This window comes from Paenochrobactrum gallinarii, assembly GCF_014205685.1.
Taxonomy (GTDB): domain Bacteria; phylum Pseudomonadota; class Alphaproteobacteria; order Rhizobiales; family Rhizobiaceae; genus Paenochrobactrum; species Paenochrobactrum gallinarii.
On the sequence record NZ_JACIIU010000001.1, the window covers coordinates 136,457 to 149,361 of the forward strand.

Here is a 12,905-nt window from a genome sequence, read left to right on the forward strand (position 1 = left end):
TTCAAATGGCCATAATAAAACACAAAAAAGCCGGGCCTGCGCCCGGCTTGTCAGCGCCTTATAATCGAAATCAAAGCACCACAACTTCTGTGCCAAGATTAACGCGCTCATAAAGGTCGAGCACATCTTCATTCAACATACGGAAGCAGCCGTTTGATGCTGCACTGCCGATTGTCCAAGGCTGCACTGTGCCGTGAATACGGATATAAGTGTCTTTATTGCCCTGAAACAAATAAAGTGCGCGGGAACCAAGCGGATTACTTGGACCACCATCCATACCGTTTTTGAAACGGCCATAATGAGCAGGATTACGCTCGACCATTTCTTTGGTCGGGATCCAGCGCGGCCATTCGCGCTTGGCATTGATAGTGCCGCTACCCTTAAATTCAAGACCAACTTTACCAACCGCAATGCCATAGCGGCGTGCGGTGGTTGAATTCTCTACATAATAAAGGAAGTAGTTTTTCGGATCAACAACGATTGTGCCCGGCTTATAGCCACTGAAAGCAACAGTTTGCGCATGGAAACGTGGTGCAATCTTATATTTCTCGGCCTGAGACACGTAAGACTTTTTAGTCGGAGCTGCATCGTTCGGCGCAGCCTGCACGGGCATTGCCATGCAAAGTCCTGCAATACCAGCGAGAATGATATGGCGTAAAAACATTTGAATTTCCCGAAAATAAACCCAAAACGTAAGGGCGACAGCACATCAATCCGTGCTCGTCTTTCAACCGTGATTACGACATCAACCTGTCATACTCAACAGGTGGATTTTATCCACAGCATGTTTTCATGCCCGCTATTGCATGGTTGCAACACTGTGCTGCCAATAAATTGTAAAAACACTCACAAACAAAAATCCCGACCTCAAAGAGATCGGGATTTAAAAATTTTAAAACTTTAAAGTAAAAACTTACTGTGAGCTTGGAACCGGATTAGCAGGTGCTGCCGGCACATCTTCTGTTGCCGGAGCTGGTGTTTCGCCACGCGATGATGCTCCGCCCAACTGGTTGAGGATACCGCCGCCGGTTGAACCTTCACCAGCTGCCGGTGCCTGACCGCCTGCTGCCGGAATACGGTTTAAAATGTCTGTCGGGCGTTCGCCGTAATTCGCCATCACGCCGAGAACAAGCGATGTTGCGAAAAAAGCAGCCGCAAGAATCGTTGTCATCCGTGTGAGCGCATTCCCTGCACCACGCGCGGTCATAAAGCCGGAACCGCCGCCAATACCAAGCCCGCCGCCCTCAGAACGCTGGATAAGCACAACGCCGACAAGCGCAATAACAATCAGTAGATGAATGACAATGAGTACATGCTGCATAGAATCTGATCTGCTTTCTTTATAGATCGCGGTCTTAATACGTTGCCGCTCTCTACACGGTATTGGAGAATAATCCAACCCCCATTTAAAAAGCCTTATCAACGCCAGGCTATTAATTTATAGCAGATGCTGATGCTTTTAAAGGGGGCGGATCAATCAACCGCTTATTTTACAGGCTGCGATAGGCTTCACAAATAGCCAGAAAATCAGCAGCTTTCAGGCTGGCACCGCCAACCAATGCGCCGTCAACATCAGCAACACCCAGCAATTCAACCGAATTGGCAGGCTTAACCGAACCACCATAGAGCAAGCGCATATGCGCGCCCTGTGCACCAAAACGCTCAATCAATGTTTCGCGCATAAATGCGTGCACTATGCGCACATCCTGTACAGTTGGTGTCAGGCCGGTGCCGATTGCCCAGACAGGTTCATAAGCAATGATGGTATTTTCGGCGGTCACGCCATCCGGCAATGAATTAGCAAGCTGCTCGCCCACTACATCCAATGTGGTTTCTGCGTGGCGCTGATCAGCGGTTTCACCAACACAAACAATGGCAACCAAACCGGCCTGCCATGCAGCCAATGTCTTTGCCTTCACCATTTCATTGGTTTCACGGTGATCCGTGCGGCGCTCGGAATGACCGACAATCACATGGCTTGCACCGGCATCTTTGAGCATTATTGCAGAAACATCGCCTGTATGGGCACCTGATTGCGCCATATGGCAATCTTCACCACCAAGTCCCACGCTCTCGCCTTCAAGTGTTTCAGCAGCGCGTGAAAGCAAAGTCGCCGGAACACAAATCACTGCATCCAGCTTGCGGCCATAGTCAGAGCTTAAGCCCGCAGCAATTGCACGCAATTCGGTCAGGGATTCCCCTGTGCCGTTCATTTTCCAATTGCCCGCAACTAAAGGGCGAATTCCCGGTGTCATGCGCTTCTCCTCGCCATGCTCTACCACCGTGTCGTCGCGCTTTATTTTCATGAACGCAGGCGGACGGTTTTTATGAATTTGCACCTGACTAACAAATTCACACGCGAATGCAACCGTTAAAGAGTGCACATTAACCGGTCAAGAAAGCAGCTTTCCTTTCAATGAGTCCTTGCATCGCGCTACTGCTTAGGGCTATTCCCATAGATCTGGAACTAACGCTTTCAATTAATAAAAGGTACCTCCATGCTCGACAGCTTGCGCGCCGCCACTCAAACCTGGATTGCAAAACTATTGCTTGGTATGCTCGTCTTAAGCTTTGCCGCTTGGGGTATCGCCGATATTTTCCGTGAAGACATGAGCGGCTCAGCCGCGTTAAGTGCCGGAAAATCCGAGGTTAGTGCGGTTGAATACCGTTTTGCCTATGAGCAGCAAATGATGCGCCTGTCGCAGCAATTCCAGCAGCGCCTGACCAAAGAACAGGCTCAGGCTTTAGGTGTGGAAAGTCAGGTACTCTCCCAGCTGGCCGCCGGCGTTGTGCTGGATGAAGAAGCCCGCCAGATGAATTTGGGAATCACCAAAGACGGAATCGCCCGCCTTGTGGCTGAAGATCCGTCCTTCCACGATGCTTCCGGCCGCTTCAGCCCTGCACAATTTGATGCAGTGATGCGTCAAAGTAATATTCGTGCACAGGATTACCTCGACAGCCGTACACAAGTTGCACGTCGTCAGCAGATTGTCGAAGCCGTAACCGATGGCATCAGCGTTCCTGATACATTGCTGAAAGCGCTGGCACTTTATGAAGGTGAGAGCCGCACGGTTGATTATATCACCATCCAGCCGGAAAAAGCCGGAGATATTGCGGCTCCGTCAGAGGATGTGCTGAAGGCTTATTTTGAAACCAATAAAGCCCAATATGCAGCGCCGGAATATCGCAAGCTCACTTATGTCAAGCTGGAGCCATCCGATATTGCTGATCCGAGCCAGATCACCCCTGAAGAAATCAGCGACTATTATGAAAAGAACCAGAGCCGCTATTCAACCACTGAAAAGCGCACCATCGAACAATTGAGTTTTACCGATGAAGCTGCCGCCAATGCCGCTGCCGAAAAGCTTAAAAATGGCATGAGCTTCGATGATCTGGCCAAAGAACTCAATAAATCTGCCGACGACATCAAGCTCGGCACTTTTGAAAAATCTGCCCTGCCTGATCCGGTTCTTGCAGAAGCTGCTTTTGGTTTGACCAAAGATCAGGCCAGCGATGTGGTTAAAGGTGCTTTTGGCCCTGTCATCCTGCGTGTGACAGAGATTGATTCCGCACACACCAAACCGCTTACAGAAGTTGAGCAGGAAATCCGCTTAAGCCTTGCCACAACAATTGCTGCAACCGCTATTTCCAATGTGCGTGATCAGCTTGAAGAAGACATCTCCAATGGCGTTCCTTTGTCAGAAGCGGCTACTAAGGCGGGACTCAAAGCTGTTACCGTTGATGCTATCGATGCCGAAGGCAATGATATGAGCGAAAAGCCGGTTGAGAATTTGCCTGTGCAGGCACAGCTCGTCTCCAACCTGTTCCAGACTCACAAGGGCATTGATAATGACCCGCTGTCGCTCGGCACCAACGGTTTCCTCTGGTATCAGGCAGACGACATCATCGCAGCGCGCGACCGCACCCTTGATGAGGTGAAGGACAAACTGGTTGAAGCATGGAAAGCCGATGAAGCCATTAAGAACCTGATTGCCAAAACTGATGATCTGAAAAAGAAACTTCAGGATGGCACATCGCTGGACGCATTGGCTGAAGAACTAAGCATCACCAAAAACACCAAACGCGGCGTGACCCGTACAACCAATGACATTGAGCTCGGCTCTGCCGCAGTTGCTGCCATCTTCCGTGGCGCTAACGGCCATATCGGCACGGCAGCAACACCAAACAATGATGCGCAAATCCTGTTTAAAGTCACGGATGTGGTTGAGCCTGCCGGCATCAGTGCGGAATCAATCACTGAAGATCGCCGCAAAGCTGCTGCTAACGGCTTTTCCGATGACCTTCTGACACAGCTTATTGCCGAATTGCAGAAACAATATCCGGTTAAAGTCAACCAGGCCGCGATTAACAATGCGATGGCATTTTAGAGGTGGCTATGGTTGATTTTAAAGAGTTCATCGCAAAAGTCGCGCTCGGAACACAGCTTAATGCCCAAGAGGCTAAAGAAGCTTTCGATATTATGATGACAGGGCGTGCGACGCCCTCTCAGATCGGTGCCTTTTTGATGGCATTGCGCGTGCGCGGTGAAACCGTGCCGGAAATCAGCGGTGCGGTTGCATCGATGATGTCCCGCGTCACAGAAGTCAAAGCACCCGACAATGCCATTGATATTGTTGGCACCGGCGGCGATCAGTCCGGTTCTTACAATGTTTCCTCTTGTTCGGCCTTTGTGGTGGCAGGTGCAGGCATTCCGGTGGCAAAACACGGCAATCGCGCGCTTTCCTCGCGCTCAGGAGCAGCAGATGCACTTGTGGCGCTCGGCGTTAATATTGAAGCCGGTGCCGATCTCATCAGCCGCTGCATTTATGAAGCGGGCTTGGGCTTCATGTTTGCGCCTAACCATCACTCATCCATGCGCCATGTCGGTCCGTCACGGGTGGAACTTGGTACCCGTACGATTTTCAATCTGCTTGGCCCCCTCTCCAACCCTGCCCATGTCAAGCGTCAGCTTGTCGGCGTTTATGCGCAGGAATGGGTCGAGCCTTTGGCACATGTGCTTAAAGAGCTGGGCTCTGAGCGCGCATGGGTTGTCTATGGTGACGGCCTTGATGAAATCACCACCACCGGCATCACCCATGTCAGTGCGCTGGAAGCTGGTACTATCCGCAGCTTTGAAATCAGCCCTGAAGATGTCGGCATCCGCCGCGCAGAACCGGCTGAACTGAAAGGCGGCGATGGCGCTTATAATGCGGAAGCATTGCGTGAAGTTCTTAAAGGCGCAAAAAATGCCTATCGCGATATTGTGCTGATGAATGCAGGTGCCGCTCTTCTCATTGCCGGCAAAGCGAATGACCTGAAAGAAGGCGTTGAGCAAGCAGCCGTTTCGATCGACAGTGGTGCGGCACTGAATGTCTTGAATAAGCTCGTTCAGGTTTCCAATGAGCAAGCGGAATAAGGATACGGTATGAGCACTGATATCTTAAAGAAAATTGAAGCCTATAAGCGCGAAGAAATTGCAGCTTCCAAAGCTCAAACTTCGCTTAGCGAGCTTAAAGCAAAAATTGCCGACCAGCAGCCGACACGCGGTTTTCTGAATGCTTTGCTGCAAAAACAAGCCAACAAGCAATTTGGCCTGATTGCAGAAATTAAAAAAGCCAGTCCGTCGAAAGGCCTGATCCGTCCGGATTTTGACCCGCCATTGCTGGCCAAAGCCTATGAAGAAGGTGGTGCGGCTTGCTTGTCCGTTCTCACCGACACACCTTCATTCCAGGGTGCGCCTGAGTTTTTGACAGCCGCGCGCAATGCCTGCTCATTGCCAGCTCTGCGCAAAGATTTCCTCTTTGACACATATCAGGTTTATGAAGCACGCAGCTGGGGTGCTGATTGCATTCTCATCATCATGGCAAGTGTTGATGATCAGCTGGCCGCAGAGCTTGAACAGGCCGCTTTCTCGCTCGGCATGGATGCATTGATTGAAGTGCATGACGAAGCTGAAATGGAACGTGCGCTCAAATTGCAGTCGAAAATGCTCGGCGTTAACAACCGCAATTTGCGCAATTTCGAGGTAGATCTGGCGGTAAGCGAACGTCTTTCCACCATGGTACCGGATGATTATCTGCTGGTTGGCGAAAGCGGTATCTTCACCCATGAAGATTGCCTGCGTTTGCAAAAATCCGGCATCGAAACCTTCCTGATCGGTGAAAGTCTGATGCGTCAGCAGGATGTGAGTTCCGCAACCCGCGCCCTTCTGACCGGCCAGACAGCCTGAAATAAATAACTATGAGCAAGCTGACCCATCTTGATCAATCCGGACATGCCCATATGATCGATGTCGGCGACAAGCAGGAAACCGAGCGTTTAGCTGTCGCCGAAGCCTCCATTATCATGCAGCCAGAAACGCTTGCTCTTATTCTTTCCGGCAATGCAGCCAAAGGCGATGTGCTGGCAACAGCACGCATTGCCGGTATTATGGCCGCTAAAAAAACCGCTGATCTCATTCCGCTTTGCCATCCGTTAATGCTCACCAAAGTCGGCATTGAAATCGAAGCGGATGAAAGCCTGCCCGGCTTAAAAGTAACTGCGAGTGCGCGCCTCAAAGGCCGCACCGGCGTTGAAATGGAAGCACTCACCGCAGCTTCTGTCACATGCCTCACCATTTACGATATGGCGAAAGCCGTCGATAAAGGCATGACCATTCAAAATATCCGCCTTGTTGAAAAACACGGCGGTAAATCCGGTGACTGGTTCGCATCCTCCAAGGACAAATAAAAAAATGGCACTTTTACCCGTTGATGAGGCCTTGCAGCGCCTGACTGAAAATGTCCAAACGGGACCAAGTGAAACAGTTTCTATCAGTGAGGCAGGCGGGCGCACCCTCGCCGCGCCTATGGTTGCTCATTATTTGCAATCGCCTTTTGATGCCTCCGCCATGGATGGTTATGCAGTGCGCGCCAATAAAGATGGCAGCTATTCAAAGACATTTCGCGTGATCGGTGAAGCCGCAGCAGGTAAGCGCTATCGCGGGCAAATTGCTGAAGGTGAAGCCATCCGCATTTTCACCGGTGCGCCGGTGCCAGCCGATGCGGATAGTGTTGTCATTCAGGAAAATGTCACCCGCAATGGCGACATGATCGAAGTCAGCGGTGCGATTATCAAACACAAACATATTCGCCGCGCCGGTCTTGATTTTAAACTCGGCGAAGAATTATTGCCGGTCGGACGCAAGCTTGATGCAGCAGCATTAGCGCTCGCAGCAGCCAGCGGCAATGCCGAACTGCAAGTCACCCGCCGCCCGCGCGTAGCCATTCTGGCAACCGGCGACGAGCTTGTAGCACCTGGCCAAATTCCGGCGGAAGACCAGATCATTTCATCCAATTCCAGCGGTATTGCCGAACTGGTGCGCGCACAAGATGCAACGGCAATTGATTTAGGCATTGTGCCGGACCAAACAGATTTAATCATTGCTGCCATCAAACAGGCGATGAATGATAATGTCGATGTGTTGTTAACGCTTGGCGGTGCCTCAGTCGGCGATCATGATCTGGTGCATAAAGCACTTACCGCCTGTGGCATGAAGCTGGATTTCTGGAAAATCGCCATGCGTCCGGGCAAACCGCTGATGCATGGCAGCCTGACCGCTGCCAATGGCCGTATCATCCATGTGCTTGGTCTGCCGGGCAATCCGGTTTCGAGCATGGTTTGCGGCCATTTATTTTTAGTGCCATTGATTGCCAAATTATCCGGCCGCACCTATCGCGCCGATATCCGCAAAGCCACGCTCTCAACCCATATGCCGGAAAATGATCATCGCCGTGATTATGTGCGTGCGGAATATATTCTTGACGATCAAGGCGATCTCATCGTCCATCCCCTGCCCGTGCAGGATTCGTCGATGCTTGGAATGTTGGCGCGCGCCAATGCGCTGATTATCCGAGAAGCCAATGCACCTGCCATTAATGCCGGTGCAACATGTCAAATTCTGGTCTTGCGTTAGATTTTATCGCGTTTTTTGCCTAAAAAACGCAGCGCTGTTTTTTAGCTAGGCTTTAAGCGTCGCCTAAATAAGATTTAATTGTCTCGATAAAACGCGGTACTGAAATCGGCTTGGAAATATAAGCCTCACAGCCACCTTGCCTGATGCGCTCTTCATCGCCCTTCATCGCAAACGCAGTGACCGCAATGACAGGAATAACCTTCAGCTCTTCATCATCCTTGAGCCACTTGGTCACTTCAAGACCTGAGACTTCCGGCAACTGAATATCCATCAAAATCAGGTTCGGGCGATGCTCGCGCGCCAGATCCAGCGCCTCGAGCCCGTTGCGGGTGCGGATAGTTTCATAGCCATGGGCTTCTATGAGATCGCGAAAGAGCTTCATGTTCAGCTCATTATCCTCAACGATCATCACTTTCTTAATCATCAAACTTCCCTCAGCGCACAGGCTTTCCGGCTTATTTGCAGGCTCATACACAGATGATGGAATCGATAAGACCCCATTCATCCACAGCCATTTTAAACGCAGAACATTGACGAATAGCAAACAGATTGCACTCTTTTATTTTTTTAAAGTCTGCACTCATCAAAAAAAACACTCAATTGACCGGCTGACAGTTCAAAAAAGCACAAAAAAATGCGCAAGTTTCATCAAAACCTGCGCATTTTTTAATTATTTATGCAAAAGATCACACAAAAACTGCAATTAATTGCCCGTTTTCATCGCTTCTTTTCCATTAAAACGGAATTTCATCATCCAGATCACGGGAGAAACCACCGCCCGATGAAGGGCCGGAGTTACCGAAATCCGAACCGCCCGATGAACCACCGCCGGAGTAATCAGACATCTGCGAACGACCGCCGCCATCAAAAGAACGTCCCTGACCACCGCCTTCACCGCGGCTATCAAGCATCTGCAATTCACCACGGAATTTCTGCAATACGATTTCAGTCGTATAGCGTTCATTGCCGTTCTGATCCTGCCATTTGCGGGTCTGCAAAGCGCCTTCAATATAAACTTTAGCGCCCTTTTTCAGATATTGCTCGGCAACTTTCGCCAGATTTTCGTTGAAAATAACAACACTGTGCCACTCGGTCTTTTCGCGGCGCTCGCCGGATTGACGGTCGCGCCAGCTTTCGGAAGTCGCAATACGCAAATTAACGACAGGGTCACCGGAGCTCATACGTCTTACTTCCGGATCCGCACCAAGATTGCCGACCAGAATAACCTTGTTGACACTACCTGCCATGCGCTTAACTCCACCTTATATTTTAACTTTGGTTAACTGCTACAGATAACAGCCGCCAGTGATTTAGCACATCCATGCTGCATCAGATGTCAGCAATTATAGACTGTTTCCACAAGAGATATGCCACTTAAATTTAAGTTCCTCCTTTGTTCTAATGTAAAAAAATCTTCGCGGCAAGTATCCATTTTTTTACCCGCTTAAAATAAGATTAAGAGACACTTGCAGAACAAGACTGGAACAGATAGTGTTTGTTCTGCATTTGTTTTTTATAATTGATTCTTAACTCTGGGGGGCTTTAGCGTATGTTAACCCGCAAGCAGCATGAATTACTTCTTTTCATTCATGAGCGTATGAAAGAAGTGGGGATTCCACCTTCGTTTGATGAAATGAAGGATGCGCTGGATTTAGCCTCCAAATCAGGCATCCATCGTCTGATCACCGCATTGGAAGAGCGCGGCTTTATCCGCCGTCTGCCAAACCGTGCCAGAGCGCTGGAAGTCATCCGTTTGCCGGAATCAATTGCTCCAGGGCTAAATTCACAAAAAAAGTTCTCACCGAGTGTGATTGAAGGCAGTCTTGGCAAACCTGCAGCGCCCGCTAAAGCTGAAACAGCACCGATTAATATCGCTGCCGATAATAATGAAACGATTTCTGTACCTGTTATGGGGCGCATTGCAGCGGGCGTACCGATCTCTGCCATTCAAAACCAGACCCGCACAATCAGTCTGCCGATGGATATGATCGGTTCGGGCGAACATTATGCGCTGGAAGTTAAAGGCGACTCGATGATCGAGGCCGGAATTTTTGAAGGTGACACCGTCGTCATCCGTCGTGGTAACACCGCCAATCCGGGTGAAATTGTTGTGGCACTGGTGGATGATGAAGAAGCGACGCTAAAGCGTTTTCGCCGAAAAGGCGCGTCCATTGCATTGGAAGCAGCCAACCCTGCCTATGAAACCAGAATTTTTGGCCCTGATCGCGTTCAGGTTCAGGGCAAGCTGGTCGGATTAATACGCCGCTATTAATCTGACCAATAAACTATGATAAAAACATCGGAGCCAGCCAGTTTAATCATTTTTCTATGGCTGGTTCCTGTAATAACGATAGCTGTTCCATTGCAGAAATGTAGCTGAGTAAGCGAAAATTTCGTCGGCATTAAAAGCGCTCGTTCAAAACTTGCAGCAATAATGCACTCGCTTATCATTGATGTGATAAATGATAGTTCTTAGTTGGTATCTATCAAAAATCTCTATTCTGAAAGTTTTTGATCTGTTTTTGCTTTCGGCGCAGCATAATCAGCAAGGCCACGCGCAGCACGTGAATAAAGCCGGTATAAATGCCAAGGGCGCTGCGGCTCACCGACTGAATATGTCAGCTGGTCATTATAATATAATTGCCTCCCGGCTCCAGCCAAACTTACAGGCATCGTGATCTGCGACGACGCATGCTCAACATCATCCATATTTGCATTTTCATGCGTCCTCATGGCTTCAGACATATCAATATGCATCAACCCTGAAACCTCATCAGGAAAATCATCTTCAGAACCCAAACTATGTTCATTGTCTGGCTCAAAGACTGGTGTGACACGCTCTCCCGCGACTCTCATCTTTTTTAAAGCTTGCTGACCAGTACTTTGCACTCCCAGCCGAACCTCCAAAGCCCCCTTCAAGGCCAATTCACGCCGCGTTACAATAAGCTTGTCACCAGATGGACATTTGAGTTCTTTACCCGCTACGGCTAAAACCACCACATCGCCGATATTACAGGCGAAGTTTACCATTTCCGGCTCATCAGTATAACTAAGCATACGCCCGTCTTTAAGAGTAATTGAGCAGATTTTCTCCTCACAATAAAAAGCATCGTCACTGTAAGTGCCATTTTTCTTCGAATCCGCGACCACCGGCGGCACAATGGCATGGGCATCATAGGCCTTTGACCAGTTCTGCATGGTGAATTTGGAAACTCGCGGACGGTTGACCGCCAATGAACCATCATTAAGGCGAACTGCAACCAATTTTGCATCTTCTGCAATCATGATATCGGGATCTGTTTCATAAAAATAAAACAAAAAACCTACCAGCACAAAGATGAGCGAAAGCGCACGTAAACGTGTTGTGCAAATAACTGCAATCACCAGCGCGATCGTCCAGTTTAAAATCGCGCCTGATGGAATTATGCCCGGGTTACCATCCGGCGCAATTGATGCAACAATATCAGCAATTTGCCGTAATGCCCAAACGCCAAATCCCATAATTTGCAATGGCAACCAATCCAGCTGCAACGGCATCAATAACAAGCTCAGCACAGCAAATGGCATAATAATAAGGGAAATTACTGGCATAGACAGAACATTGCCCAGCAAGCCAAAAGGAGCGGTATTATTAAAATGGTAAGCAGAATAAATTCCGCTCGCCACGCCGGCAATAATAGAAGTGGCCGCAGTCGCGACTACGGGCAACAACCATTTTTTCATCCTCGTCGGATTTTTACGCGTTTGCGGTTTATCCTCTTTAAACGCGCCTGAGTTTGTATCACTCCACCAAGCAAAGGCGGCAATCAATCCCGCTGTTGCCGAAAATGACATTTGAAAGCTTGGCCCCAGCACTTCATGAGGCGCAGTGATAAAGGCTATCAGCGCAGCGATTGCCAAATTGCGGATACTGAGCGCGGCGCGATCAAAGAGTAACGCCACCAGCATCACCATGATCATTACAAAACTGCGCTGCGCGGCCACATCCGAGCCAGACAGCGCCAGATAAAACGCAGAGCTGAATAAAGCCGCAATAGCTGCATATTTTTTTATCGGATGCCGCGCAGCAAAAGAAGGAAACAGACTGGCAACCATCCGAAAGCCAATGATCACCACCCCCGCCGCCAAAGCCAGATGAAGTCCCGAAATCGACAACACATGTGCAAGGCCGGAATTGCGTAAAGCTTCATTGGTGCGCTCGCTAATACCATCGCGCTGCCCCGAAATAAGTGCAGCAGCGATAGCACCATCTTCCCCGCTCACCACACTTGTGACACGACTGCCGACTATATATCTGAGCGTGGCAATCGCATAAGAAAAGGTCGCCCCCACACCATTAATGCTCGTGCTTTCAGCTAGTGCTGGTGTTCCGAGATAAAAACCATTCCCGCCGTTGCCTTTAAAAAAGCTATTAAAAGCAAAATCATAGTTGCCAGGTCTGACCGGCCCTGAATGCGGACGCAACCTCACCAAGCCGGTAAGTGTTGAACCTATCTCAGTTTGTGCCGGAATATCACGCGCTGTCATGCGCAATCGCTCAGGTGCATAGCGTAAAACCGGGCGCTGCGTCGACAATACATCAATCGTCAACCTCCAGCCGCCACTATATTGCGCTTCCAAACCGACAACACGCCCTGTCAACCTTGTTGTGACATCAGAGCCAACCATAGCTGTAGAATAACGCCATGTTTCAAGCTTGCCACTAAGCATTCCAAGCTGAAAAAAGATCGCCAGCATTACAATCGACGCCCAGTAATAGCGCTCACGCAGCCACCAGCGCATGACGCTCAGAAGGCATAATGCCAATAACAGCGGCAGCCAGCCGGTTTCCTGCGCTCTGGTAAAATAGGCAACAACGCCTGCACCGGCACTGATCGGCAAAAGCAAAAATCCCGTGCCGCGGTCGCGCTCTGCCTGCAAAGCCAATTGCAACTGAGCAAAACAAGTTTGA

The 12,905-nt window shown here is 49.7% G+C and carries 12 protein-coding genes; 6 read left to right on the top strand and 6 right to left on the bottom strand.

What is annotated here, in order from left to right:
* Positions 1-70: 70 nt before the first annotated feature.
* The 3 genes from FHS77_RS00595 to tpiA all read right to left on the bottom strand — a co-directional run bounded on the left by FHS77_RS00595 (position 71) and on the right by tpiA (position 2,255).
* Positions 71-613 (bottom strand): L,D-transpeptidase, encoded by a 543-nt coding sequence (locus FHS77_RS00595; RefSeq protein ID WP_374786231.1) that lies wholly within the window; start codon positions 611-613, stop codon positions 71-73.
* Positions 614-913: 300 nt separating this feature from the next.
* Positions 914-1,321: a preprotein translocase subunit SecG gene (gene secG / locus FHS77_RS00600; protein WP_184218500.1), complete on the bottom strand. Its 408-nt coding sequence runs from the start codon at positions 1,319-1,321 to the stop codon at positions 914-916.
* A gap of 169 nt (positions 1,322-1,490) precedes the next feature.
* The gene (gene tpiA, locus FHS77_RS00605; RefSeq protein WP_184218503.1) at positions 1,491-2,255 is read right to left on the bottom strand and encodes a triose-phosphate isomerase; all 765 of its coding nucleotides are present in this window, start codon (positions 2,253-2,255) and stop codon (positions 1,491-1,493) included.
* Between the two features lie 243 nt (positions 2,256-2,498).
* Between tpiA and FHS77_RS00610 the strand changes: the two genes are divergently transcribed.
* Genes FHS77_RS00610 through FHS77_RS00630 form a run of 5 tightly spaced genes read left to right on the top strand, consistent with a single transcriptional unit; the run spans position 2,499 to position 7,954 of the window.
* The gene (locus FHS77_RS00610) at positions 2,499-4,388 is read left to right on the top strand and encodes a peptidyl-prolyl cis-trans isomerase (protein WP_184218506.1); all 1,890 of its coding nucleotides are present in this window, start codon (positions 2,499-2,501) and stop codon (positions 4,386-4,388) included.
* An 8-nt stretch (positions 4,389-4,396) separates the two neighbouring features.
* Positions 4,397-5,416: an anthranilate phosphoribosyltransferase gene (gene trpD, locus FHS77_RS00615; protein ID WP_184218509.1), complete on the top strand. Its 1,020-nt coding sequence runs from the start codon at positions 4,397-4,399 to the stop codon at positions 5,414-5,416.
* A 9-nt stretch (positions 5,417-5,425) separates the two neighbouring features.
* On the top strand, positions 5,426-6,229 hold the full coding sequence (trpC, locus tag FHS77_RS00620; protein ID WP_184218512.1) for an indole-3-glycerol phosphate synthase TrpC: 804 nt from the start codon (positions 5,426-5,428) through the stop codon (positions 6,227-6,229).
* 11 nt (positions 6,230-6,240) lie between these two features.
* A complete protein-coding gene (gene moaC, locus FHS77_RS00625; RefSeq protein WP_184218515.1) occupies positions 6,241-6,729 on the top strand; it encodes a cyclic pyranopterin monophosphate synthase MoaC in 489 nt (162 codons plus the stop codon).
* Between the two features lie 4 nt (positions 6,730-6,733).
* Positions 6,734-7,954 carry a molybdopterin molybdotransferase MoeA gene (locus tag FHS77_RS00630; protein ID WP_184218518.1) on the top strand — a complete coding sequence of 407 codons (1,221 nt, stop codon included), beginning with the start codon at positions 6,734-6,736 and terminating at the stop codon, positions 7,952-7,954.
* 52 nt (positions 7,955-8,006) lie between these two features.
* On the opposite strand, the gene FHS77_RS00635 is transcribed toward FHS77_RS00630, so the two are convergent.
* Both FHS77_RS00635 and FHS77_RS00640 read right to left on the bottom strand, forming a co-directional pair.
* The gene (locus tag FHS77_RS00635) at positions 8,007-8,378 is read right to left on the bottom strand and encodes a response regulator (RefSeq protein WP_184218521.1); all 372 of its coding nucleotides are present in this window, start codon (positions 8,376-8,378) and stop codon (positions 8,007-8,009) included.
* Positions 8,379-8,688: 310 nt separating this feature from the next.
* Positions 8,689-9,201 carry a single-stranded DNA-binding protein gene (locus FHS77_RS00640; protein ID WP_184218524.1) on the bottom strand — a complete coding sequence of 171 codons (513 nt, stop codon included), beginning with the start codon at positions 9,199-9,201 and terminating at the stop codon, positions 8,689-8,691.
* A gap of 302 nt (positions 9,202-9,503) precedes the next feature.
* Between FHS77_RS00640 and lexA the strand changes: the two genes are divergently transcribed.
* Positions 9,504-10,226, top strand: coding sequence for a transcriptional repressor LexA (gene lexA / locus FHS77_RS00645; RefSeq protein ID WP_184218527.1), 723 nt, complete (start codon positions 9,504-9,506; stop codon positions 10,224-10,226).
* 224 nt (positions 10,227-10,450) lie between these two features.
* On the opposite strand, the gene FHS77_RS00650 is transcribed toward lexA, so the two are convergent.
* Positions 10,451-12,880: a ComEC/Rec2 family competence protein gene (locus tag FHS77_RS00650; RefSeq protein ID WP_184218528.1), complete on the bottom strand. Its 2,430-nt coding sequence runs from the start codon at positions 12,878-12,880 to the stop codon at positions 10,451-10,453.
* Between the last annotated feature and the right edge of the window lie 25 nt (positions 12,881-12,905).

Bases quoted from the DNA above. Each gene is read 5' to 3' on its own strand.
- FHS77_RS00595 (WP_374786231.1), bottom strand. From the start codon at position 613: ATGCCCGTGCAGGCTGCGCCGAACGATGCAGCTCCGACTAAAAAGTCT.
- secG (WP_184218500.1), bottom strand. From the start codon at position 1,321: ATGCAGCATGTACTCATTGTCATTCATCTACTGATTGTTATTGCGCTT.
- tpiA (WP_184218503.1), bottom strand. From the start codon at position 2,255: ATGACACCGGGAATTCGCCCTTTAGTTGCGGGCAATTGGAAAATGAAC.
- FHS77_RS00610 (WP_184218506.1), top strand. From the start codon at position 2,499: ATGCTCGACAGCTTGCGCGCCGCCACTCAAACCTGGATTGCAAAACTA.
- trpD (WP_184218509.1), top strand. From the start codon at position 4,397: ATGGTTGATTTTAAAGAGTTCATCGCAAAAGTCGCGCTCGGAACACAG.
- trpC (WP_184218512.1), top strand. From the start codon at position 5,426: ATGAGCACTGATATCTTAAAGAAAATTGAAGCCTATAAGCGCGAAGAA.
- moaC (WP_184218515.1), top strand. From the start codon at position 6,241: ATGAGCAAGCTGACCCATCTTGATCAATCCGGACATGCCCATATGATC.
- FHS77_RS00630 (WP_184218518.1), top strand. From the start codon at position 6,734: ATGGCACTTTTACCCGTTGATGAGGCCTTGCAGCGCCTGACTGAAAAT.
- FHS77_RS00635 (WP_184218521.1), bottom strand. From the start codon at position 8,378: ATGATTAAGAAAGTGATGATCGTTGAGGATAATGAGCTGAACATGAAG.
- FHS77_RS00640 (WP_184218524.1), bottom strand. From the start codon at position 9,201: ATGGCAGGTAGTGTCAACAAGGTTATTCTGGTCGGCAATCTTGGTGCG.
- lexA (WP_184218527.1), top strand. From the start codon at position 9,504: ATGTTAACCCGCAAGCAGCATGAATTACTTCTTTTCATTCATGAGCGT.